At 59.7% G+C, this 24,364-nt stretch carries 17 protein-coding genes and 1 tRNA gene; 8 read left to right on the top strand and 10 right to left on the bottom strand.

The genetic code is table 11. From position 1 onward, the window contains the following. Positions 1 to 61 precede the first annotated feature (61 nt). Positions 62 to 138: transfer RNA gene (locus ASD00_RS26535), tRNA-Met, on the top strand. A 473-nt stretch (positions 139 to 611) separates the two neighbouring features. On the opposite strand, the gene ASD00_RS26530 is transcribed toward ASD00_RS26535, so the two are convergent. After that, positions 612 to 1,211 (bottom strand): TetR/AcrR family transcriptional regulator, encoded by a 600-nt coding sequence (locus tag ASD00_RS26530; RefSeq protein WP_025424976.1) that lies wholly within the window; start codon positions 1,209 to 1,211, stop codon positions 612 to 614. 284 nt (positions 1,212 to 1,495) lie between these two features. On the opposite strand from ASD00_RS26530, the gene ASD00_RS26525 reads away from it, so the two are divergent. Beyond that, the gene (locus tag ASD00_RS26525; RefSeq protein WP_025424975.1) at positions 1,496 to 2,653 is read left to right on the top strand and encodes an efflux RND transporter periplasmic adaptor subunit; all 1,158 of its coding nucleotides are present in this window, start codon (positions 1,496 to 1,498) and stop codon (positions 2,651 to 2,653) included. Beyond that, the gene (locus ASD00_RS26520; protein WP_057210094.1) at positions 2,650 to 5,748 is read left to right on the top strand and encodes an efflux RND transporter permease subunit; all 3,099 of its coding nucleotides are present in this window, start codon (positions 2,650 to 2,652) and stop codon (positions 5,746 to 5,748) included. The genes ASD00_RS26525 and ASD00_RS26520 overlap by 4 nt, the downstream gene beginning before the upstream one ends. A 10-nt stretch (positions 5,749 to 5,758) precedes the next feature. Here the strand turns inward: ASD00_RS26520 and ASD00_RS26515 are convergent, their stop codons facing one another. Genes ASD00_RS26515 through ASD00_RS26505 form a run of 3 tightly spaced genes read right to left on the bottom strand, consistent with a single transcriptional unit; the run spans position 5,759 to position 8,422 of the window. Beyond that, complete coding sequence (locus ASD00_RS26515) at positions 5,759 to 6,517, bottom strand: ATP-binding cassette domain-containing protein (protein WP_025424973.1); 759 nt, start codon at positions 6,515 to 6,517, stop codon at positions 5,759 to 5,761. Continuing rightward, positions 6,514 to 7,482, bottom strand: coding sequence for an iron chelate uptake ABC transporter family permease subunit (locus ASD00_RS26510; protein ID WP_057210092.1), 969 nt, complete (start codon positions 7,480 to 7,482; stop codon positions 6,514 to 6,516). The genes ASD00_RS26515 and ASD00_RS26510 overlap by 4 nt, the downstream gene beginning before the upstream one ends. After that, a complete protein-coding gene (locus ASD00_RS26505) occupies positions 7,472 to 8,422 on the bottom strand; it encodes an iron chelate uptake ABC transporter family permease subunit (RefSeq protein ID WP_025424971.1) in 951 nt (316 codons plus the stop codon). Before ASD00_RS26505 ends, ASD00_RS26510 begins: the two co-directional genes overlap by 11 nt. 403 nt (positions 8,423 to 8,825) lie before the next feature. On the opposite strand from ASD00_RS26505, the gene ASD00_RS26500 reads away from it, so the two are divergent. Together ASD00_RS26500 and ASD00_RS26495 are read left to right on the top strand one after the other, a co-directional pair. Continuing rightward, positions 8,826 to 9,749 (top strand): siderophore ABC transporter substrate-binding protein, encoded by a 924-nt coding sequence (locus ASD00_RS26500; RefSeq protein WP_244496131.1) that lies wholly within the window; start codon positions 8,826 to 8,828, stop codon positions 9,747 to 9,749. Positions 9,750 to 9,845: 96 nt separating this feature from the next. Continuing rightward, entirely contained in the window at positions 9,846 to 10,136 is a 291-nt protein-coding gene (locus tag ASD00_RS26495; protein WP_025424969.1) for a DUF2218 domain-containing protein, read from the top strand. A 28-nt stretch (positions 10,137 to 10,164) separates the two neighbouring features. Here the strand turns inward: ASD00_RS26495 and ASD00_RS26490 are convergent, their stop codons facing one another. From ASD00_RS26490 to ASD00_RS26465, 6 genes are all read right to left on the bottom strand, one after another. Continuing rightward, positions 10,165 to 11,934: a GNAT family N-acetyltransferase gene (locus tag ASD00_RS26490; RefSeq protein ID WP_025424968.1), complete on the bottom strand. Its 1,770-nt coding sequence runs from the start codon at positions 11,932 to 11,934 to the stop codon at positions 10,165 to 10,167. 157 nt (positions 11,935 to 12,091) lie between these two features. Beyond that, the gene (locus tag ASD00_RS26485; protein WP_025424967.1) at positions 12,092 to 12,586 is read right to left on the bottom strand and encodes a hypothetical protein; all 495 of its coding nucleotides are present in this window, start codon (positions 12,584 to 12,586) and stop codon (positions 12,092 to 12,094) included. Positions 12,587 to 12,755: 169 nt separating this feature from the next. Next, complete coding sequence (locus tag ASD00_RS26480; RefSeq protein WP_025424966.1) at positions 12,756 to 14,105, bottom strand: HlyD family type I secretion periplasmic adaptor subunit; 1,350 nt, start codon at positions 14,103 to 14,105, stop codon at positions 12,756 to 12,758. A 2-nt stretch (positions 14,106 to 14,107) separates the two neighbouring features. Beyond that, positions 14,108 to 16,324, bottom strand: a complete 2,217-nt coding sequence (locus tag ASD00_RS26475) for a type I secretion system permease/ATPase (RefSeq protein WP_162174740.1) — start codon at positions 16,322 to 16,324, stop codon at positions 14,108 to 14,110. 224 nt (positions 16,325 to 16,548) lie between these two features. Beyond that, positions 16,549 to 18,711, bottom strand: coding sequence for a hypothetical protein (locus ASD00_RS26470; protein WP_025424964.1), 2,163 nt, complete (start codon positions 18,709 to 18,711; stop codon positions 16,549 to 16,551). Between the two features lie 161 nt (positions 18,712 to 18,872). Beyond that, positions 18,873 to 19,859 carry a hypothetical protein gene (locus tag ASD00_RS26465; protein ID WP_025424963.1) on the bottom strand — a complete coding sequence of 329 codons (987 nt, stop codon included), beginning with the start codon at positions 19,857 to 19,859 and terminating at the stop codon, positions 18,873 to 18,875. Positions 19,860 to 20,848: 989 nt separating this feature from the next. Between ASD00_RS26465 and ASD00_RS26460 the strand changes: the two genes are divergently transcribed. The 3 genes from ASD00_RS26460 (at position 20,849) to galE (ending at position 24,297) form a co-directional block, all read left to right on the top strand. Beyond that, the gene (locus ASD00_RS26460; protein ID WP_025424962.1) at positions 20,849 to 21,649 is read left to right on the top strand and encodes a response regulator transcription factor; all 801 of its coding nucleotides are present in this window, start codon (positions 20,849 to 20,851) and stop codon (positions 21,647 to 21,649) included. 622 nt (positions 21,650 to 22,271) lie between these two features. Next, a complete protein-coding gene (locus ASD00_RS26455; RefSeq protein ID WP_025424961.1) occupies positions 22,272 to 23,312 on the top strand; it encodes a UDP-glucuronic acid decarboxylase family protein in 1,041 nt (346 codons plus the stop codon). A 1-nt stretch (position 23,313) separates the two neighbouring features. Further along, positions 23,314 to 24,297: a UDP-glucose 4-epimerase GalE gene (galE, locus tag ASD00_RS26450; protein ID WP_025424960.1), complete on the top strand. Its 984-nt coding sequence runs from the start codon at positions 23,314 to 23,316 to the stop codon at positions 24,295 to 24,297. The last annotated feature ends 67 nt before the right edge of the window (positions 24,298 to 24,364 follow it).

Raw genomic sequence — 24,364 nt, 5'->3', positions numbered from 1 at the left:
CGCGATAAACCGCACAGCGGTTTACGCACCGGATAAACCGCATAGCGGTTTACCGAGATGGCGCGGGGTGGAGCAGCCCGGTAGCTCGTCAGGCTCATAACCTGAAGGCCGCAGGTTCAAATCCTGCCCCCGCAACCAAATCAAAAAAAAAGCCCGCGAGACCGAAAGGTCGGCGGGCTTTTTGGCGTTCAGGGGCAAAGAAAACAAAACCGGCTAACCGCCAAGCGCGCCCAGAACAAAGTCCAGGAAAACACGGACCTTCAAGGGCAAATGAATGCGAGACGCGTAAACCGCATACACGTGCGTCAACGGCAAAGGCTCGAACCAGCATCGTCTTGGAAGAGGGCGTCGGTTCTGACGGTTTTGACGGTCGCATCAGGCGCCGTAACATGGCGAGGATCCGGCATAGAGCATTTCTAGGAAAAGTGCGAAGCGGTTTCCGTGAGGAAATGCGTAAAAACAAAGAGATAGAGCGTTTGTGCGGTTCCGTCTAAATCGGAAGCCCCCTGGGATGTCGCTCTGATGAGCCAGGATGCGACCCGGCCTTGAAGGCGTCGGCGGCCACGCACCGGCGGCCGCACAAATCAACTCACTGTAAAATCTTGCACCGCTCAGCCTGTTGGACAGAGAAAACGCGTCAGCAGCAGGTGCAGCATCGGCGCCTCTTCCAGCGGCTTAAAACCCGGATCGACGGCGATGCGCCCGAAGATGCCGTCGATGATCGCTGCAATCCAGCGTGCGCCGCCCTCGGGATCGATGGCGGCATCGATCTGTCCGCGTTCATGCGCCGCTTTGATCACAGTGGCAAGGGCGGTGCGCAGGTCAGCGTCATTCGCCGCCACCAGTTCGCCGATGCGTTCGTCGCGCGTGGCCTCGGCGGCGATCTCCAGCGCCAGGCTGGAAAAGACCGGATCGGCCGCCAGCCGCAGGACAACGTCCATAAAACCCAGAAGGGCGGCAAAAAGATCCGACGCTTCATGGAGTTCACGGAAAAACTCCGCCGTTTCTTGACGTTCGACCTCCACGATCGCGGCGATGATGGCGTGTTTGGTCGGAAAGTAATGGAAGAGATTGCCCGGGCTCATGCCTGCCTCGGCGCAGATTTCCGCAGTCGAAGTGCCGTGGAATCCCTTACGGGCAAAACAGACGATTGCGGCGTCGAGGATGACTTGCCGCCTTGCGGCATGTTTTTCCGGGTCGATCTTGCGCATCGTGCCTGCTCCCAGTGGCCATCATTCTTTAATAGACTGATCGATCTCATATGCGATGCGGGTCTTGCAGAGTCAATAGAAGCGGTCTGGTGCCAAGAGCGCCATGTTCCCGCAATGCTTGCATGCGATCGCCTTACTATTGACGTGTTCAGCTGATGGAATTAGTAGATTGACTAATCGAAGAAATAATTCCTTCTGAACGCGATAATCAGGGACCTGTCGACGCGATGCGATCCTCAAGAGGATTGGTCGACATCCATTCCCGTCAGCGAAAGCCAACCAGAATGAGACGTTCCCCAGTTCTGAGCGCAGCAATTGCCACGTTCCTGCTTGCTGCCACTGCAGGCGAGCTGCTTGCCAACGAGGCTGCCGCATCGGTGGGCGCCGATGTCGCAGCCGCAACCCGCACCGTCTCGACGCTTGTGGCCGACAGGCAGCCACAGAAATGGATGCGGTCCTTTGCCGGCATCTTCGTCGCACGCGAAGAAATCGCCGTCGGCACGACGTTGACCGAGCAGCGGATCGCCAAGGTCGAGGTCGAGGTCGGCGATCGAGTGGTCGCCGGCCAGGTTCTTGCCCGACTGGAAACCGAGATGCTGGAAAACCTCCTGCGGGAAGCCGAAGGGCGCGTCGCCCGCACCAGTGCGGCGGTTGCTCAACAGGAAGAGACCGTTCGACAGGAAGAAAAGAAGCTCGACCGTGCACGCCAACTGCGGCACCTGAAAGCCGAGACTTTCCTTGAAGAGCGTGTTTCGGCAGTGGCCATCGCGCACGAGGCGGTCAAAGTCGCCCGCGCCGAGGACGCACAGGCTCAGGCGCTCCAGGCGGAGGCGCGGCGCAAGCTCGAACGCGCCGTGATCGTCGCCCCTTCCACCGGCATCGTTTCCGAGCGCCTTGCCCGCGCCGGTGCATTGGCCGGAACGGAACCGCTGATGCGGCTGATCCGTGACGGCGAGATCGAGCTTGCCGCTGAAATACCGGAAAGCGAGCTACCCCTGCTTGCTGTCGGTCAGCAGGTGAAGGTCAAGCTTTCCGGACGCACGGACACGATCGAGGGTCATGTCCGGGTGATCAATCCGAAGATCGATAGCGAGACACGACTTGGCACGGCCAAGATTGCGCTCATGACCGACAAGCCGCCCTATGCCGGAACGTTCGGCCGCGCGGAAATCGTTGTTGCGGAACGTCCGGCCATCATGGTCGACGATTCCGCGCTGCTTTACGGCACGCCGGACGGAATGCCCTCAGTGTTCATTGTCGAGGACGGCAAGGTCAAGCGCAAGACCGTCCAGGCCGGGATGCGCCAGAACGGCAAGGTGGAGATCGTGTCGGGGCTAAATACCGGCGAACGCGTTGTTGCCAAGGCCGGCGTCTCTCTTCGTGAGGGTGAGGCCGTTGCCACCAAAGACATTGAACCCGCTCAGGCAGGCGCGCAGAAATGACCAGCAATATATCCGCCTGGGCGATCCGAAAGCCCGTACCGACGCTCGTCCTGTTCGTTGTTCTGACCCTTGTCGGCATCGCCTCGTTCCTGCGTCTGCCCGTCAACGCCAATCCGAGCGTGTCGTTTCCCGTCGTCACCGTGACAATCACCCAGCCGAGCGCCCAGCCGGCGGAAATGGAGACGCAGGTCACGCGGCGCGTCGAGGGGGTGGCCGCCGGCTTGGTCGGCGTCAACCACATTCGCTCGACGGTTACCAACGGTGTCTCGACAACGACGGTCGAGTTCAAGATCGGCACGGACCCTGACCGTGCCGCCAACGACGTGCGCGAAGCGGTCGCCCAGATCCGCTCCGATCTGCCGCAGTCGATCCAGGAACCGGTGGTCTCGCGCCTCGACGTTGATGGCAGCGCCATCATCTACTACACCGTGCGCGCACCCAACATGTCCGCGGTCGAGCTGTCGTGGTTCGTGGACGATACCTTGAACAGCGAGCTTCTGACGCTTCCGGGCGTCCAGAAGGTTCAGCGTCTCGGTGGCGTCAGCCGCGAAGTTCGCGTTTCCTTGGATCCGGAGCGCCTGCTGGCGCTTGGCGTGACGGCCGACCAGGTCAACACCGCGATGCGCGAGCTCAATACCAATGTCCCGAGCGGGCGTGGCGAGATCGGCGGGCGCGAGCAGTCGATCCGAACGATTGGCAGCGCCACCTCCGTCGAGGAGCTTTCGCGCCTGTCGATACCGATTTCGGGCGGCCGTTGGGTCCAGCTTTCGGATGTGGCGAAAATCGAGGACACCTCGTCCGAACCACGCAATTTTGCCCGGCTCGACGGCGAGCCGGTCGTCAGCTTCTCGGTGTCGCGCAGCAAGGGCGCGAGCGACACGGTGGTTGCCGATCGCGTTGCCACGCGGCTTGTGGAAATCCAGGCGCGTACACCCGGCGTCGAGATCAAGGAGTTGATCTCGCTGGTCGAGTACACCAAGGACAGCTACGACGCGGCGGTGACGGCGCTGCTCGAAGGGGCGGCGCTGACCGTCGTGGTCGTGTTCGCGTTCCTGCGCAATTGGCGGGCAACACTGATCTCGGCGCTGGCCATGCCGCTATCGATCCTGCCGACCTTCATGGTCATGGATCTGCTCGGCTTCACCTTGAACAGCATCAGTCTGCTGGCGCTGACGCTCGTCATCGGCATTCTGGTCGATGACGCCATCGTCGAGATCGAGAATATCGAGCGGCATGTGGACATGGGCAAACGGCCGTTCCTTGCCGCGATCGATGCCGCCGATGCGATCGGGCTGGCGATCGTGGCGACGACGCTGACGATCGTGGCGGTGTTTGCGCCCGTCAGCTTCATCGGCGGCGCCGTCGGACAATATTTCAAGCAGTTCGGCCTGACGGTCGCCATCGCTGTCCTGTTCTCGCTGGCGGCCGCCCGCCTGCTGACGCCGCTGATGGCGGCCTATCTGCTTCGTCCGAAGGCGGGGCATGGCCATGAGGTCAAGCGCTCGCGCATCGCCGATACCTATGTCCGGATGCTCGGCTGGACGCTCGATCATCGCAAGACGGCGCTTTCCATCGTTGCCCTGATCTTCGTCGGTTCGATCGCGCTCCTGACCATGTTGCCGACCGGCTTCATACCGGGGAGCGACAGCAACCTCTCGACCTTGAAGGTTACTCTGCCGCCGGGCACGCGGCTCGAGGAAACGGCGCGTGTTTCGGATGAGCTGACGCGCAAGATCAAAGCGCGGCCGGAGGTCGACAGCGCGCTTGCGACTGCCGACAGCCTCAACCGGGTCGACCTGCTGATCAAGCTTCGTCCGCGCAAGGAGCGTGCGCTCGGCCGCAAGGCGTTCGAGCTTTCTTTGCGGCCGCTGCTTGCGGAGACGCCGGATATCCAGGCGACCTTTGCGTCCGACCAGGGCGCCAAGGATCTGTCGATCTATCTGACCAGTGATGACGCGGAGGCATTGACCCAGGCCGTGCGCCAGCTCGAAAACGAGATGCGGGCGATGCTGGGCCTTGTCAACGTCCAGTCGACCGAGCCCTTGCTGTCGCCTGAGCTGTTGGTGAAGCCTCGCCTCGACGAGGCTGCCCGGCTTGGCGTCTCGGTAACGTCGATCGGCACGGTCGCGCGCATTGCCACGATGGGCGATAGCGAAAGCAATTCGGCACGGTTCAATCTCGGCAACCGGCAGGTGCCAATCCGGGTGATGCTCGACGAAACCGCGCGGGCGGATTTCGACACGTTGCGAAATTTGCGCGTCGGCACCAACTCCGGCAAGCTGGTGCCGCTGACATCGGTGGCTGACATTTCCTTTGGCGCGGAGGAGGGCAGCGTCGAACGCCTCAACCGCAAACGCCTGATGGCGGTGGAGGCCAATCTGAACGGCATCACGCTTGGCACGGCATTCGAGGCAGTTTCAGCCCTGCCGGCCATGACCAAGATGCCGGCGGGGGTTTCGCAGGCCAGTTACGGCGAAGCCGAATACATGTCGGAAATGTTTCGCAATTTCGCGCTTGCTCTGCTTGCCGGCATCCTGATGGTCACCGCGGTGCTCGTGCTCCTATTCAAGGACTTCCTGCAGCCGATCACCATCCTGATTGCCCTGCCGTTGTCGATCGGCGGCGCTGCGCTGGCACTCATCCTGTTTGGGGCGGCGCTCGATCTGTCCTCGACCATCGGTATCCTGATGCTGATGGGCATCGTCTGCAAGAACTCGATCCTGCTGGTCGACCATGCGATCGTCTGCCGCAAGGAAGGGGCGGACCGGCGAACGGCCTTGCTGACGGCGGGCACGACCCGTGCACGGCCGATCATCATGACGACGATCGCCATGGTCGCCGGCATGGTGCCGGCGGCGATCGGCGTTGGTGCGGATGCAGCCTTCCGCGCGCCGATGGCGATCGCCGTGATCGGCGGCTTGATCACATCGACGATGCTGAGCCTCGTCTTCGTGCCGGTGATGTTCACGGTGATGGATGATGTCAGCGTTCGCCTGGGGCGCCGGCTGAAGCGGCTGTCATCGGTAACAGATGAGGACAAGATCGCTGATGCCGCGCGCAAAGGCCGCCCGCTCGCATCTGGCTCTTCCCATTGAGCCGACCGGCCTATTCGAAATAGTTGACGAGCCGCGTTTCGCCGACGGCGTGAACGCGGCAGTCGACGTCGAAGATCGCCTGCAGGCGCGACGGCTCGATCATCTCCTTCGGTGCGCCCTCGAAGGCGAGCTTGCCGTCGCGCATGGCGACGATGCGATCCGAATAGGCGGAGGCGAAGTTGATGTCGTGCAGCACGACGACAACGGTCTTGGCGAAATCGTCGGCCAGGCGCCGCAGCAGCTTCATCGTCTCGACGGCATGTTTCATGTCGAGATTGTTGAGCGGCTCGTCGAACAGCATGTAATCGGTATCCTGGCAGAGCACCATGGCGATGAAGGCGCGCTGGCGCTGGCCGCCCGATAGCTCGTCGAGGAACCGGTGTTCCAGGAAGTGCAGGCCAACATAGGCGATCGAGCGCTCGATATGCTCGACGTCAACCGCCGTCAGGCGACCCTTCGAATAGGGATAGCGGCCGAAGGCGACGAGATCGCGCACACTGAGGCGCGCGGTGATGTGGTTGTCCTGGCGCATGATCGACAGGCGCCGGGCGAGCACGTCGCCGGCGGTCCTGCTGACATCGAGCCCGTCGACCAGAACCTGTCCCTCATCCATTGGTATCAGCCGGCTGACGATCGACAGCAGCGTCGATTTGCCGGCGCCGTTCGGGCCGATGATCGAAGTGAGGCCGCCGGCCGGCAAGGTCATCGAGACCCGGTCGACGACCGCATTGCTGCCATAGGATTTGGTCACGTCGCGGATTTCGATCATCGGGCGGAGCCTCGAACAAGCAGGAAGATGAAGACAAGACCACCGACAAATTCGATGACGATGCTGAGCGCGGTGTTGAAAGCGAACAGCCGCTCCAGGATCACCTGGCCGCCGACGAGCGTGACGATGGCCAGGCACACGGCAATCGGCAGCACGAAGCGATGGCTGGCCGTCGGGGTGATCTGCCAGGCGAGGCTGGCGACCAGAAGACCGAAGAACGTCACCGGGCCGACAAGCGCGGTGGAGACGGAAACGAGAACGGCGATGAGCACGAGCAGGATGGTAAGGGTGCGGTGATGGTCGACACCGAGCCCGATGGCGCTTTCGCGGCCGAGTGACAGCACGTCGAAGGTTGGGAACAGCCGCCAGAGAACGAAGGTAACTGCTGCGACGGCGACGGCGGAAATGCCGAGAAGGTCGGCGTTGACCGTGTTGAAGCTGGCAAACAGCCGGTCCTGTAGCACCACGAATTCGTTGGGATCGAGGATCCGCTGCAGGAAGGACGAAAGGCTGCGAAACAGCCCGCCGAGGATGATGCCGACCAGCATCAGGAGATGCAGGCTGCGGGTGCCTCCGGAAAACAGCGCCCGGAACAGGAGTACGGAAAAACCGACCATCGCCGCGGCTTCGATGATGAACTGAAACCGCGGGTCGACGGCGGTGGCGCCGGCGGCTCCGAGGAAGACCACCATGACCGTCTGCAGCAGCGCATACATCGCATCGAAGCCGATGATCGATGGCGTCAGGATGCGGTTGCCGGAGATCGTCTGGAACAGGATGGTCGAGACGGCGATCGCATAGGCGACGAGAACCATGCCCGCAAGTTTGGTGCCGCGGAAGGAGAGGATGAAGGCCCAGCTTCCCCTGGCACCGAGTGTCATGAAGGCCAGCATCGACAGGAGCGCGAGCATAGCTGTGACGAGCAGCATGCCGGAGGGTGAAACCCTTTTAATGTCAGCCTGCATGGGCGCGCCTCGAAAGCAGCAGATAGAGGAAGACGACGCTGCCGACGACGCCCATGACCGTTCCGACCGGGATCTCGTAGGGCGCAATCACGATGCGGCCGACGATGTCGCAGGCGAGCACCAGCCCGGCCCCGGTTGCGGCGATCAACGGCAGGGTGCGCCTGAGATTGTCGCCGACCAAGAGGCTGATGATGTTCGGCACAATCAGTCCGAGGAACGGCACCATGCCGACGGTGGCAACGACCGTGGCCGTCACCATCGAAACGATGCCAAGGCCGAGCGTCACCACCTTGTTGAAGTCGAGGCCGACATTGCGGGCGATCTCCTCGCCCATGCCGATGACGGTAAAACGGGCAGCGGTGACATAGGCGATCAACGTCAGAACAAGTGCGATCCACAGCAACTCGTAACGACCGCGCAGTACGCCGGAGAAATCGCCTGACATCCACGCCCCCATCGACTGCATCATGTCGTAGCGATAGGCAACGAAGGTGGTGACGGCGCTGATGACGCCGCCGAGCATGATGCCGACCAGTGGCACCATCAGCGCCGAGCGCAACGGGATCTGGCGCAGGATTTTTAGAAACAACGCCGTACCGGCGAGCGCGGTGAGCGCCGCGACGCCCATCTTGGCGGCGACCGGCAGAGTGGGCGCAAAGATCATCGTCAGCAGCATGCCAAGGGCGGCGGATTCGGCGGTGCCTGCGGTCGATGGTTCGACGAAGCGGTTGCGGGCGAGCATCTGCATGATGGTGCCGGCGACGGCGAGACCGGTTCCGGCGAGCATCAGTGCGAGTGTGCGCGGCACCCGGCTTTCGACGATTAACAGCCAGCCGCGACCATCGCTCTCAAGTCCTGAAGCGAGGCTGCCGACGCCGGTCATGACGCTGATGACGGCAAGCACAAAGATGACGGGAACGGCAATCAGAAGTGGTTTCATCGATCGGTCTTTAGGCGCGCCGGCGTTTTGGTGATTGGCTCTTCTTTGTCGACTTGTTGCCGTTCATTCTTCCGTCGCCTCCAAGCAGCTTGGGACAGGTTTTGTTTGCGTCTTTCCCGGCACCGCTAAAAGCTTGCCCCGCCCAGCGCCGGATTGGAGCTGAGCTTCATTCATATATATGACATGGCTAGTCAAGTTTCGTCGCATCCGCTGCGGCAGTTCGCTCGACGTCGCCGATGCCAGCGCAGGCTGGCCTGTGGATCGGTCCAGGACATTTTTGGTGGCGCTCGCACACGTTCATGGGCCGCGGTTTGGCGCACGGCATTTGCAAGGACGGCAAACGGCCTTGTTGCCCTCTTTGGAAAATCGCGCTAGGACGATCGAAAAGATGAGGGAAAAAGTCATGAATATATCTCTGTTTTCTAATGGTCTTCGTAGTGTTGCAGTCGCTGCCGTCCTGGCTCTGGCGCCTGCCGCAAGCGCTGAAACGTTGAAGATCGAGCACAGCAGCGGTACGACGGATGTCGAAAAGAATCCGAAGACCGTGCTGGTTTATGACTTCGGAATGCTGGAAACGCTAGACATGCTCGGCATTCCCGTGGCGGGCGTTCCCGGCTCTGCGATCCCGCCGTCACTCGAAAAATACAAGTCCGACACCTATCCGAAGATCGGCACGCTGTTCGAGCCCGACTACGAGGCGGTCAATGCCGCCGAACCGGATTTGATCATCGTCGGTGGTCGTTCGCAGTCGAAATATGCCGAGCTTGCCAAGCTCGCGCCGACCATCGACCTCACCTCCGACGACAAGGATCTGATCGGCAGCGTCAAGAAGAACGCCGCTATTCTCGGCCTCATCTTCGGCAAGGAAGCGGAGATCAAGGCAGCTTCGGAGAAACTCGACGCCTCGATCGAAAAGCTGCAGGGTGTTGCCAAGGGTGCCGGCACCGCCCTCGTGCTGCTGACGACCGGCGGCAAGATCAGCGCCTATGGCAAGGGTTCGCGGTTCGGCGAAATCCACGACATCTTCGGTGTGGAACCGGCTGATCCGAAGCTGCAGGTCGCGACGCATGGCCAGGCCGTTTCCTACGAATATATCCTCGAGACCAATCCGGACTGGATCTTCGTCGTCGACCGCGACGCGGCGATCGGCCAGGAAGGCCAGCCGGCCGCAGCGCTGCTCGACAACGAGCTGGTGCGCCAGACCAAGGCCTGGAAGAACGAGCGGGTCGTCTATCTCGATTCCGCCAAGCTCTACCTGACGAGTTCGGGCCTGAAGTCCGAGCAGGATATCGTCGATCAGCTCACCGAAGCACTGAGCAAGAAGTAGGCTTGAGGTTCCGATAAGGGCGGTAGGAGCAATCATGGCGCCTTTTCTCTTTCATTGGCCTGCCCACCGACCCCATGCAGTGTGGAGAAGAACATGTTGAAAGCCACGAGCGGTATTACCACCGCGCGCGCGTCGCAATACCTGCAGCAGCTGTCCAAGCATTTCGCCCACAAGACGACGGTCGAATATACCGAGACGGATTCTGTGGCGACGATAGGGGCGAGCACCGCGCGCATGACGGCGCGCGGCGATCAGCTATCTTTCGTCGCGGAATCACCGGATGCCGAGGCGCTGGCGGAATGTAAGGACGTCATCGAACGCCACATCATCCGCTTCGCATTTCGCGAGGAGCTGACGTCGCTCGACTGGTCCGACACCGCCGAGTGAGCGGTCGGCCACCTCGCAATCGATATATTTAATGCTTGATCCGTGAACCTGTTTCGCCCGGCCTGTTCGATCGCGACTGCAGGTGCGCCGATATGCCTGATGGCAGGGACGGCTGAAGCAGGGGTGGCGCGGTCGGCAGGCGCACGGATGCATCAAGCGCTCGTTTCGGCGACACCAACACTCTCTGCGGCGGCGGGATCGATACCGGCGTTTGCTCCGGTTCGGGAACCTCGTCCTGCTGCGGCGTTTGCAGGGCTGCCTTCAGACGTATGACGGCTTCCTGCGCCTTGAGCTTGCAGCGCACATGATCCGGATCGTCGGAAAGGATATCCTCGAAGCTGCTGAAGATGCTGAGGGCCTCTTCGCCTCGGCCCGTCGCGCAGAGGGCGACGCCGAGCTTGTAGCGCACGAGGCTTACGAGCGGATGGCGGGCCAGCAGGGCCTCGAAGGTCTCGGCCGCTTCAGCGTAGTGCCCTTGCGCCATCTGGCTGTCGCCGAGCCGATGCTGGATCTTGCCAGCGCCCGGCATCGTTGCAAGCAGGCTTCTGTAAAGATATTCGGCCTCGTCGTGCTCGCCCTTGTCGTCGAAAAGCTGGGCGAGGCCGTAGCGAGCCCGGGTGTGTGTCGGCACGGTGTGGATGACCTGCCGGTAGCCGGGTTCCGCCTTGTCCAGTCGCCCCTGGCTGTGCAGTTCCACCGCGCGCTCGTAGACATGTTCGATGCTGCGCGGGTTGAGGCAGTTGCGCAGATTGCGGCCTGATCGCGTTTTGACACGCATGCTGCGAATGCGGCGCTCTTCAACCCCGAAGGAATATTTGTAGGCTTCGTTGCCGCGCAGGAAATCGTAGACCCGATATCCCCAGGCGATCGCATTGCGAATGGCAAAGCCGTGCAGCAGAAGCCCCGGGGAAGGGGTCGTCCACGTCTCGTCGCGGCCGGTGATGTAGAACAGGACGGTCTTCTTCTGCCGGTCGAGCAGATTGGCAAGCACGCCGAGCGGCTGGTCCTGATACCACAGAACGGGAACATCGAGCGCGCCCTGGTTAAAGGCGTCCAGCAGCATCTCACGTGTGAACGTGATTAGCCGATCGACCTTGCTGCCTTTGCGCTCTGCCCATTTGATGCGCCACAGCCGGAACAGCGTGTCGAGGTCTCTTTCGATCGTGTCTTTTGTCGCGTGGGTAATGCGGTAATCGGGTGATGCCTCGACCATCCGCATGAAGCGACGCAGCTTCTGCCGCGTCTGGGCGCTCATATGCGTGGCGAGATAGTCCTCCCAGCTTTCGGGCAGGTTCACATAGGGGCAGATCGTATTGTCGATATTGTCGGGATTGCTGCGCTCGTTGCTGGTCTGGACGAACTGGTCTTCGGGAAAGGCGCCGAGCAGACGATCGAGCCGCGAAGAGGCCGTAGAGAAATAATCGAACGTGAGGGTCGTCCAGTTCTCCTTGCCGATGTGGGCAGAAAAGGTATCGGCCGCAGCATCCTCCAGGCCGGGCCGGCACAGGAAGCCGGTATAGTCGGCGCCATAGTTGCCGGCCATCCGGATCTCGTCGCAGAAAAGCTTGGTCGTGTCGTCCTGGTAGGTCGACACTTTCAATGGCAGGAAGGCGCAATACCGCCCATCGTCTTCCTGCTTGAGGGCAAGAATGAACCAGCGGTGTCGGTGCGACAGATATTTCTGCAGCCACTCCCAGGAAAGAAATAGATGAGCTTCCGGGTCTTCTAGGTAGATCAGATCCCAATCTTCGCGAACTTTCTCAAAATATTCTAAAGTATCAATAATATCTATTTTCATAACGCCCTCTTACGCAACTGAGAAGTATTTTTAGTTTAGCGTATTTCAAGCCAGAATTTCTTCGAAACAACTTTAGCTTATAGTCAATATTTAGCCATTATATACCAAGGATATTATCCGAATGCAGGATGTCGCCTGCCGGCTGTGGCAATCTCGTCTAGATCGAACGCTCGTCGAAGTTCGGCCGTGAGCGAATGAAGGCCCAGAGGCTCTTGCTGATTTCGGTGATCTCCTGGATGGCGGCTTCGAGCCGCTCCAGTTCCCGGGCGTCCAGTTGCTCGACCTTGCCGTAGCGAATGTCCTTGTCGCCCTCGACCAGGCGCATCAGCTGTGTACTGGAGATCTCGCCCTGCTCGTCGAAGGAATAGATGCAGTGATTGTATTTGTTGCGCATCTTCGACTGCTGTTTCAGCCGGTCCATGATCGAAAGAACGCTGTCGCGCGTGTCGACCGGCGTGACCGGCAGCTTGGCCAGGCGCTCGGTCAGATCGATGCGGGCGCGCGTCGTGTTCAAGGTCAGAAAGACCACGATCGCCCGCTCCTTGTCGACATTCAACAGGTGGGCGATGATATAGATCAGCAGGCTTTCGGTATTGGTCCAGACATAGTTGAGGCGGCCGACAAGCAGAAGCACCTCGTGTATCGCTGCCATCGAACGTCTCCTCTGTGCGCCATCGATGACGCGCTGCCATTGCCGGCGCAAACCATTTTGACGGAAATGACCGAGCCTTCAAGGCGTTGGCAGATTGCTGGTGAAACAGCGAAAGCTGCCGCCCCATTCTGCTTAGCCCCTTCGTCATCCCCACCCCCCGTACTTCGCCTCAGGTTTCCTTGAAGGCGCGTGACATGCTGTCGGTGATCGGCTTTGTCAGATACTCGAAGAACGTGCGCTCCGACGTCGTGATCAACACTTCCGCCGGCATGCCCGGCACCGGATGGAAGCCGTGGATGCGGTGGATCTCGCTGACGGGAACCTCGACGCGGACGATATAGACATCGCGCTGCTGGCCGCCGCTCACTTCTTCAACCGAGTCCGCCGAGACGTAGAAGACCTTGCCGCTCAGCACCGGAGTCGTGCGGCGGTTGAGCGCCGAGAGACGGATGGTCGCATCCTCGCCCACCCGCAACTGATCGATCGAGGTTCGCAGCACCTGCGCTTCGATGATCAGCGGCACATTGGCCGGCAGGATTTCCATGATCGGCTTGCCGGTCGCGATCACCCCTCCGGCGGTATGGAAATAGCTGCGCACCACTGTGCCGTCGACGGGCGAACGGATGGTGGCGCGGCCGAGAACTTCGCTTGCCTCGCGCAACTGCTCGCGCACGCCATCGAGATCGGCTTCTGCGGCCTCAAGCCCATCGAGCGCCGCCTGCTTGTTGGCGTTGACGGCAATGACCGCCTCCTGGCGATAGCGGTCGATCTGCGACAGGCTCTCCTTGACCTCGGCGTCGAGCCTGCCGATCTCGCCCATCGCATCGGCCGCGGCGCGGTCGAGCGCCATCAGTTCGGATTTCTTGGTCAGTCCACCTTGGACAAGCTTGCTCTTGGCGTCCCGCTCCTCGTTGAGGATATCCAGCTGCTTGTTGAACGATTCCTGCTGGCGCTGGTAGCCCTGGGCTCGGAACTCCAGCGACCTGATGTTCTGGTCGATGAGGTTCAGCTGGTCGTCGAGCTTGATCTTCTTGCTGTGAAAATTGACGTTCTGGCTCTCGATGATCGCGTGGATATCCGGATCGCTGGCCTCGTTCTTGACGATGTCGGGGATCTTGAATGTATCGCTGCCCATGGCTTCGGCACGCAGCCGTGCGACCACCGCCTCGAGACGCAGGCGTTTGAGGTTGAGGGCGCGCTCGTTGGCGCGCGACGGCGTCTGGTCGAGCTTGACCAGGATATCGCCGGTCTTGACCTTGTCGCCTTCGGCCACCAGCATCTGCTCGATGATGCCGCCTTCGAGGTGCTGAATGATCTTGTTGTTGCCGTTGGCGACGAAACTGCCCTGGGCGATAATTGCCGCTGCCAGAGGGGCTGCGAAGGCCCAGTAGCCGAAGCCGCCGAATGAAGCGACGATCAACGCGAGGCCGACCATGCTGTGCAGCTTGATCGATCGCGGCACCTCCGAGTACCACTCGACGGCATGTTCTTCGGCGGCATTCTTCTTCTCGCGGCTCATGGTCATTCTCCGGCGATACGGGGTGCGGACTTTTCGTCCTTCGGCTTGGCGCCGATGGCTGCAAGCACGTCATTGCGCGCACCGAACATGGCAACGGTTCCCTCGTTCAGAAGCATGATCTTGTCGACGCATTGCAGCAAGGAGGGACGCTGGGTGATGGTCACGGTGGTGATGCCCTGCTTCTTGGCATGCACCAGTGCGCGGGCAAGCGCTGCCTCACCATTGGTGTCGAGATTGGAATTGGGCTCGTCCAGCACCACGAATTTTGGGTTGCCGAAGAAGGCGCGTGCCAGCGCAATGCGTTGCTTCTGGCCCCCCGAGAGCGGCGCACCGTCCGCAGCGACGATCGTCTCGTAGCCCTGCGGGAACGACGCGATCAACTCGTGCACGTCGGCGAGTACGGCCGCTTCGAAGATCGCGCTGTCTTCGACATCGTCGCGCATGCGCGAGATGTTGGCCTTGATCGTGCCGGGAAACAGCTGCACGTCCTGCGGCAGATAGCCGATGCTTTCGCCGAACTGCCGCTGGTCCCAGTTTCTCAAATCCATGAGATCGAGGCGGACATTGCCTGAGGTCGGCACGATCGAACCGACGAGCATCTTGCCGAGCGTCGTCTTGCCGGAGCCGGAATTACCGATAACCGCAAGCGACTCCCCCTTGTTGAGCGAGAAGGAGATGCCGTTGAGGATCACGCGCTTCTGCGGCGGCGGCACGAAGAGGATGCGTTCAACATCGAGCCGGCCCTCCGGGTTCGGCAGTCGCAGGCGCGGAAAGTTCAAGGGCGAGTTGACCAGCAACTGCTTGATCCGGCCATAGGCGGCACGTGAATGATTGAGCTGGTTCCAACCCTCGATTGCCCCTTCGACCGGCGCAAGCGCCCGCCCCGAGATGATCGAGGCAGCAATGACCATGCCGCCGGTGAGGTGCCCGTCCATCGACAGATGCGCGCCCCAGCCAAGCAGGGCGACCTGGGTGAACATGCGCACCGCCTTTGATGCCCCGGTAAAGATGATGCTGCGGTCCTGGGCATAGACTTGCGATTTCAGCGAACCGGCAGTCTCGCGGCCCCACATCTTTACTGCTTCCGGGATCATCGCCAGTGCGTTGATGATCTGTGAGTTGCGCGACATCGAATCCAGGTGGAAATTGGCGCGGCTGAGGAAGGCGTTGGCCTCGCTGAAGGGCTGCGACGTCGCCTTCTGATTGAGATACGCGATCACGAACAGCACCACGCAGCACATGATGACGATCAACCCGAGCTGCGGCTGGATCATATAGACGACCACCACGAAGAACGGCATCAGCGGCGCGTCGAGGAACGAGATCAGGGTGCCGGAGACGATGAAGGAGCGCAGTTGCTGGAGGTCGCTCAACACCTGATAGTCGCGACCGTTGCCGTGCAGTGACGCTCTCGCGGCCGCACTCAAGATAGGCGCGCCGAGCTGGACCTCCATTTCGACGGCAGTGCGCATCAGGATGAAGCGGCGGATGGAATCGAGGATGACCTGCAGGACGATGGCACCGAGCACGGCGATCGTCAGCATCACCAGCGTATCCTGCGAGCGGCTGGTCAGCACCCGATCGGAGATCTGGAAGAGGTAGATCGGAATGGCAAGGACCAGAACGTTGATCGCGATGGTAAACGCGATGACGATCATCATGTTGCGGCGGACGACGGCCATACCGTTGCGCAGGCTGGCGGCAAAATTGACCGGTCCCATGCGCTTGTGGAAGGTGTGCTTGTCGCCACCACCACCACCGCCGCCATCGGTCGGGGCGCCGCCGCCGTCGCGGACGGCCGGACGGCGGTCATTCTCTTTCAGCGGGCCTGGATCGTTGTCGATCGTCTGCGGGAGAGCGCGACCCGGTCGGCCCTTCAATTCATCGGCCGGGTCGCTGTCGTTGCCACGACGATGTGCTTGCTGCTGCGCAGTCGAGCTGTTTTCCGGCAGTTCCGCCGGCGCCGCCTTTGCGATCGGCATCTCGGCGATTGCCGCGACGACCGGCGCTGCCTGACGCTCAACTTCCTCCAGCGGTGCGCTTTCGCGGTCTTGCCACCGGGCGCCGTCGCGCCTTGGGCCGAAGTGATAACTGGCCTGCTTCTTCTCGGTATGGCGGATGGGGTTTGCCATCGAGCGGGCGAGGGCGAGAAACTCTGCGTCGGAATCGTCTTGGTCGCGGGGGGCGGGGGCATCGGCGAGTTTCGCGGGTTCCGACATCGCTTTCGGTGCCGGCGCGTGCCCTTTCCGTGTCGTGCGGATATCCAGGCCGACCTTTCGCAGGCCTTCAACGGCCTCGTTGATCGCGGCGATGCATCGGTTGGTCAACGCTGCTTCGAGTTCGTCGACGACCTCCGGAGCCGGCTCTTCCCGTGCAGGCGCCTTGCTGCCGCTGCCACGCCACTTAGAAAGATCGTTCATGCCTTCCCCCGTTCGTGTTCTTGTTAGGTCAGCACCGTGTGCATGACGTCGTTCCATTGGCCGTTGGACCAGGACAAGTCATTGCCGGCGTCGATCACTGTTTCGGTCGGATGTGACGGTGCGTCGTCGTCGCCGATGAAGGCGATGACTTCGTTGGCGAGCCGGTCGCCCTTGGGCGTCACGTCATGGGTATCGGTGTCGTGGTCGACAAGGCCGGCCTGGATCAGGATCGCATCGGAATAGACCTGGCCGCCGACATAGGTCGTGTGGCCGAAACTGTCGTAGTCGATGATCTGAGCGCTGTTGACGACGGCGTTTGCACCAGTGTGGATGGTAATGTCAGCATCCGGATTGTCGCTGAGGATCTTGCTGGCGACGTAACTGACGGAATCGGCGTCGCCGAGAATGCTGATCTGCTTGATGACATTGACGTCATACAGGTTGCCGGTGATGTAAAGAATGTTCAGGCCTTCATAGCCCTGGAAATTGAGGTCATGCGAAAAGCCTGAGGGCAGTTCGTCAATGCGGTCGTTGATGTTGTCGACGGCCTTCTGGATATAGTCCGGGATCGCTTCGAAGCGGTCATTCGCGCCGATGTTCTGGATCGACGCCTGGTTCCAGATCAGGTTGCCGCTCTCGTTTACGGTCATGCCGTTGCCGGCGGCAATGCCACTGATGTGGTCGTTGTCGTAGAAGACGGCGACCTGGGTGATCATGTTGAGGTCCAGGACCTTGCCGCCGACGATCACCAGGTCGTACTGGTCGCCCAAACCGAGGAAGGAAGCGAGGTTGACCGCCACGTTGCCACCGGTCAGGGCCGTTGTCTGGACGCCGGTGGTGGTCACGGTCACCGTGTCGTTGTCGTTTACGAAGTTGTACTGCTCGACCCAATGGACGAAGGAAACGTCGCCCTCCACCATGCTGACGCGCCAGGCGTTCGGGAAGATCGACGATTGAGCCGTATCGCCGTCCTGCTCGGAAGACGATGAATGATAGGCATCACGGCCGAAATTGGCGATGTTCATCGCAACCGTGCGTGACGTAGATTCGGCCGAGTTTTCACTCAGAACCCTATCCAGCCTGTCACTGTCGGCATAGGCGTAGGATTGCGAGATGATGTCGATCTGATGGTATCCGCCCATCACCGCCGTTACGGGGGCGATGACGCCGGTCTCGACGATGCTGACGATATTGGCGACGATGTTGGCGCCGGCTTCGACGTAAACGGAATTGCCGCTCTTGTCGTCTTCCTCCTGCAGCGGGCCGTCGGTGCCTTCCGGATCGGCAACCGGTTGCGCCAGTCCACGATCAGGCATGAAGTCCGCAAGAACCGGGGCTTCGTCGACGCGGCAGCCGTTGACGTAGACGCCCTCGATGCTGTCGGCGGCCAAGGCGAAATTGCCGTTGTCATCCCTTGGCAATTCGTCCGGAGAGACGGTCGTGGGAAGGTCGATTTCGTCGTCGAGCGGATCCGTAGTGGCGGGTTGCTCGGTGAGTACAATGGTTGTGCCAGCATCGGCGCCTGCGTTGAGGGCGGGCTCGCTGCTTGAGGCTGGCGGTTCCGGCAGTCGGTTTGCCGCGGCGTAGTCCGACAGATCGTCGGCGATTTTCGAGAGACCTTCAAAGGTGTCGACGCGGGTGTAGTGCGCGAATGGAGTGGCTTCGGCTGCCTCGGCGCTGAATTCGGCAAGTTTGTAGCTGACGTAGGTCGTGTCGCGCGGGGCGACCTCGGAATCCGTCATGTTCAGGGCGTCGTCGTCGCGCACCATATTGGCCTGGACCACATGGGCGATGACCGAGCCGGGGCCGTCGTGGACAATCAACTTGTCTTCGACAGGTGCCCCGTCGGGTTGGCCGAGGTTGGCGAACAGCTTCACCGGTACGGTATTGCCGTATTGGGCGACAGCATCGGCAAAATGATCGCCGAAGCCGCGGATCCGGCCGAACAGGTCCACATCGGCAATGTCATGGGAGGGCGCTCGATAAAGCACTTCAGGATCATAGTCGACCAGCTGGTATGAGGATGTAAAGTCGGACGGCTTTGCTTCGCCGTCTTCGAGCTGCTGCGCAACTTCCTTCAGATCACCGCCTTCGAGCTGCTTCTGCCTCAGCCGTGCTTCATCGGTATCGGCTTCGAACAGGCCGATGAAATGTGCAATGATTTCATTCACTCTTTCCGTATGCATTGTCCCGATCCTTCCCTTTTTTCCGCATCAAAGGGAGACTTCGGTGGGCCTAGACAGGAATGCCCCGGTAAAAAAGAAACGAACCGATCCGAAATCAAATCTGCGCGACTGCACCGGCCGCGCGGGGGGCCGGTGCAGTCTTCTCTTGTGAAACGGATCGATCAGCTGTCGGTGTCGTGACCGACATCCGTAGTTTGCGAATTGCCACCGATGACGCTGGAGTCGACGGTGTTGCTGACAAGGTTCGCGCCCTGGACGATTTCCTGATGGAAGCCGGAATTTGCCAGGATCGCCGACGAGTCGGAGGTCGTGCTGCCGTTGATGCCGTCACCGGCCTTGAGGTCCCAATCCGACTTGGTGTCGAAGTTCAGACCATCGCCGCCATCCGAGTGCCCGCCGTCGGCGCGCAGGTCGTTGTTGGCGTCCGAGTTGTTCATCCTGACGTCGTAGGCCTGGTCCTGATCGGCAAGGTTGTTGGCCTGTACCACGCTGAAACCGGTATCGTTGCCGGCGCCTTCGAGCGAGTTGTTGAGGATGTGGTCGACGTTCAGATTAAACGAGAAGTCGTCGCCGAGATTGAAGGTGAGGTCCCCACCGGCGATGCCGAGATTGTCGAAGTCCTTGACGTCCTTCAGCGTTGCAAAGTCGTCGTCCGATTTGGTGATGATGTCGTTGTCGGATGACGAGTAGTTGTTGCGATTGTCGCCGTTGTCGTTGGCTTCCGTCTTGATGTCGGTATCGATGTCTGTCTTGGTGGTAACCTTGCTGTCATAATCCCATTCATAGGAATTGTCGCGGTTGTCACCGTTGGCCTTCTGGTCGATATCTGTTTCGACCCTGCTGTTGTCCTTGTAATCGTAGTCGTAATTGTAGTCGGTCGAGCTGTCGGAGTAGTTGTTGCGGTTGTCGCCGTTTTCATTGGCCTCGGTCTTGATGTCGGTGTCGACATCCGTCTTGATGTGGGTGTCGTTGTCCTGCGAACTGTCGCTGTAGTTATTGCGGTCATTGCCGTTGGCGATGCCAACGTTGCTCGTTGACCCGTCGTCAACGTTCAGATCATTGGCAGCACTGGTTGCCAGTCCATCGGCGAGAGCGCCGACTTTCAGATCATCATCGGCCTTGATGCTATCGTCGAGAAGTGCGGACATGTGGTTCTCCTCCTGAGAAGGAGCCAGCACCGAAACCCCTACATCTTTATGAGGTTTTTATCCGGAGCTGGCTCTTTTTTGAATTTCAGATGATGCTCCCGCGGGATATTCATCTGTGGGGTCTCAATATATTTCAATGTTGTTTTAAGTATCGAATTGCGGCAGGTTAGTTCCTGCACTCAATCATTACGTGTGATTATGTCTTTGGTTTAATACTGATTTACGCTTCACTACGCTTACACATTCACACGGGCCGCGAGCCAGAACGCACACACAGGTACCGGGCTCGGATCACACGAAACTCAAGTGCGATGAGAGGAGTGTGGCTCTGAATACGACGGGACGATAGACATCAATTGGAGCTAGCATGCCATTTTTGGGCGAATTATCGGCGTTTTTTCGGGATTTTTTGGGGTTTTAGGGATCGCAAGGGTTTGTTAATCTTTGCAAAAATCGACCTGGCGCAACCTCTGGTGCTCGCGGGCAAGTTGCGCTTTAGAGCGCAGAGAGGTCTTGTCAGCCATCACGGGGAGTGCAATGCTCACCCCGAGAGATAGCTCCTAGGAAGTATTATTAGGTATATGCCTAAGGTTCTCTCTGGAGAGAAGCTATTTCTGGTGGCGAGAGCCGGCGCACGGACGGTGTGCGGCCGACGCTGCGGATGGAAATGGATGATATGGATGGCTGAGTAGCCTAGGCTGAAAGCCCATTCAGACGCTTCGGATACGATCTTGTTATACTTTTGGTTAAGAATTAGCCCAAAGATGGTTCTAATTAGAACGATTTAAGGGGCTTTCTGGAGGGCATCTAATCCTTTTGGGTTGTTTCACCCCTCCTACCTTTACGATACATTAGCTAGTGCGAATTTTCCGTCTGTGGAGAGGGTTCGCGCTATCCACTGGTCACGAATCAATTTGCTGAGATGGGCGTAACTCCGAGTCAGGCTGGCGCACCCATAAGAATAAATGGGAAAACCCGAGGAGGGCGTAATGCATCCTGAAGGCCATAACGTGGGCGATTTTGAAGATAACAACAAGGCTTTGTCGCAAAAGAAAAAGATTGTCATGCTTGCCAAGATCGACCTGTTTGCCGAGTGCTTGATGCAGGCGGTCGGCTCCCGGTTTTCTGGACATGACGTCGTTAGTCTTTCCGACCCCGACAATTTGCTCGACGGCAATCTCGTCGATGTTTCTTTGATCATGCTATACCGCATGTCTGCCAAGACATTTCCGACAATCCTGCGGACCATTCACGAGTTCCATCCCAAGGCCTCGATCGGACTGGTGGTGGACAATGCCGAAGAACTCGATCCGTCGATCGCCGGTTTTGTTGAAGAGCGGTTGATCCATGGTGTCCTTCCTCTCAACCTGCACCTTGATGTCTGCCTTGCGGCGATCGATCTGCTGATGAAGGGGGGCGAGCATTTCCCGGCTGCACTGTTGCGGCGGCTGTCGGTAGACCCCTTTAACTCGGCCAAGCTCTATGGTCGGCAGGCGGAAGCGTCCGATGCTGCTGTCTATGCGAATGCCGGAAAGCGGCGGCGGGAGGCAAGTCTGGGTGGGTTAACAACCCGCGAAGTGCAGATTCTCGATTTGATCTGCATGGGAACCCAGAACAAGATTATCGCCGATCGCCTTGGGTTGTCGGAAAACACCGTGAAGGTTCACGTCCGCAACATCTACAAGAAGATGAATGTGCGAAACCGGACGGAAGCAGCATCGCGCTATTTTACCACCGATGCGGATTCCGAGCACGCGGCGGGACCGTTTTCTTCGCGCTGGAAGAACTGACGCCGTGAGACGTCGGGGATGATGCTTCCGTTGCTCATCGCCAATTGGCGACTTTGAGGGACGGTTTGCGTTGGGCGCGGTTTAACCCAAGTACTCTCACGTCGTCTGTGATGTTTGTTGCGGTGGCCCAGGCGGGCATCGCATGCTTTGTCGTGGCGGCGAGTATCGCGTGTCGCAGACAGAGGTGCGAGGAAGCGTGGCCGTATGGCGTAGATCCGATATGTCGTTGATGCCGGATGGTTGAGTAATTATTCTTCAGTTATGTAGTTATACGAAGATATTTCGATGGATGTAATTATATCTTCTCGCTATCTGTTTATAATTTGTGATGTCTGCTGATTTTTTGTTCAAATTAGGTACATGTTTTGTGATTGTAACTTTATTGTGTATGGCATCATATATTGTTATTTTAGTTCCGTGTTGACTATGTATTAATTATTTGCTAATCATCTAACATAATAAATTACTGAAGAAGGATTCGTGGTCCTTCTGGATATTATTTTTATATTGTCGGGTCGTGTTTTGAATTCTTGATAAAGAATATTTCCTTATTGTAGCTTTCAGTCACGTCTCGTCTCCAATCACCAGGTGCAATGGTGTGTATAATAATTGGAGGTGTGTAATGCGTCAGGTCGGTCGTGGTCAGCTGCCGGTTGTCGGCGGGCAGGATTTTCTGAAGAAGGTAGCAGGCATACCCAAGCGAATACTGGTGACCGGAGGCGGCGGATTTCTCGGGTCTCATCTTTGCGAAAGACTTCTTTGTCTGGGGCACAGCGTTGTCTGCCTCGACAACTTCTCGACCGGTCGGCGAGAAAACCTCTCTCATCTCAGCGAGACAAGCCGCTTCCAGATCGTCGAGCACGACGTCCGCAAACCTTTCCTTTTTGACGTGGACGTCATCTTCAACTTTGCTTCACCGGCATCTCCGCCGGACTATCAGGCCGACCCGGTGGGAACGTTGATGACCAACGTGCTCGGCGCCATGAATGCGCTGGAAAACGCCCGCGCCACCGGGGCCACGGTCGTGCAATCCTCCACATCGGAGGTCTACGGCGATCCGCTGCACAGCCCGCAGCGCGAAAGCTACTTCGGCAACGTCAACCCGATCGGGCCGCGCGCCTGCTATGATGAGGGCAAGCGATCGGCCGAGACATTGTTCTTCGACTATCACCGCACCTACGGAGTAAAGACGAAGGTCGCGCGGATCTTCAACACCTATGGGCCGCGGATGCGCCCCGACGATGGACGCGTCATCTCGAATTTCGTGGTGCAGGCGCTGCTCGGCAAGGACCTCACAATCTATGGCGATGGCCATCAGACGCGGTCGTTCTGCTATGTCGACGATCTCATCGAGGGCTTCATACGGTTATCGATCTCGGATGACGGCTGCATCGGCCCGATCAACCTTGGAAACCCAGGCGAGTTCACGGTTCTCGAACTTGCCGAGATGATCCGCACGATGACCGGCTCACGCTCGCGCATCGTGCACCGTGCGGCAGCCGTCGACGATCCGCGTCAGCGCCGGCCGGATATTTCCCAGGCCATGGCGGAGCTCGGCTGGGAGCCCAAGGTCGCGCTACGCGAAGGGCTTCAACGCGCCATTGCCTATTTCGATCGCCGCCTGGGCGCGTCAGATCTCGCCGTGGCGGGAGAGGCGGTATGATATGTCGCGCGTCGTTCTTGTCACCGGCGGAGCCGGCTTCATAGGCAGCCATACCTGCAAACGCCTCGATGAGGCCGGCTTCCTGCCTGTTGTCTACGACAATCTGTCGACGGGGCACCGGACCAATGTCCGCTGGGGACCATTGGTCGAAGGAGGGCTCGAAGACACGGATCGGATCGTCGAGGCTATACGGACCTTCAAACCCGAATGCCTGATCCACTTCGCGGCCTCCGCCTACGTCGGAGAATCGGTCGAGGATCCCGGAAAGTATTATCGCAACAATGTCGCCGGCAGCGTTTCGCTGCTCGAGGCCTGCCGTCAAGCGGGGCTGGCGCGCGTCGTCTTTTCCAGCACCTGCGCGACCTATGGCGTGCCGCCGCGTTTGCCGATCACCGAGGACACGATCCAGCTTCCGGTCAATCCTTACGGTCGCACGAAGCTGATGATCGAATTGATGCTCGGCGACTATGCCCGGGCCTACGGGTTCCGGTCGGTTGCATTGCGTTATTTCAATGCCGCCGGCGCCGATCCCGATGGGCAGCTGACCGAGCGGCACGATCCCGAGACCCACCTGATCCCGCGGGCATTGATGGCCGCAGCCGGCCGCCTCGATAGGCTCGATGTCTTCGGCGACGACTACGATACGCCCGACGGCACCTGCATCCGCGACTACATTCACGTCATGGACCTGGCCGAGGCGCATGTTGCCGCCGTTGACTACCTGCGCAACGGCGGCGAGCCGCTCAAGGCCAATCTCGGTTCGGGCCACGGCACATCGGTCCGGCAGGTGATCGACGCCATCCATCAGGTGACCCGCAGACGGGTTCCCGTGCAGCTTCTGGCGCGTCGCGCCGGCGACCCGCCGGTGCTGTATGCCGACACCACCTGGGCACGCCGGACGCTCGGCTTCCGGCCGTCGCTGTCCAATATCGAAACCATCATCCGAACGGCTGCCCCCGGTTTCGGGCTGGAGGTACGGTCATGACAGGCAAGATGTCATTCGCCCCATCCGCCAGGTCCGCTGCCTTGACGGCGGCGCCGGCCGGCGATGC

The organism is Ensifer sp. Root31, assembly GCF_001424825.1.
GTDB lineage: Bacteria > Pseudomonadota > Alphaproteobacteria > Rhizobiales > Rhizobiaceae > Ensifer > Ensifer canadensis.
The sequence above is the reverse complement of the archived record's forward strand: the minus strand, read 5'-3'. Positions and strand labels throughout refer to the sequence as shown.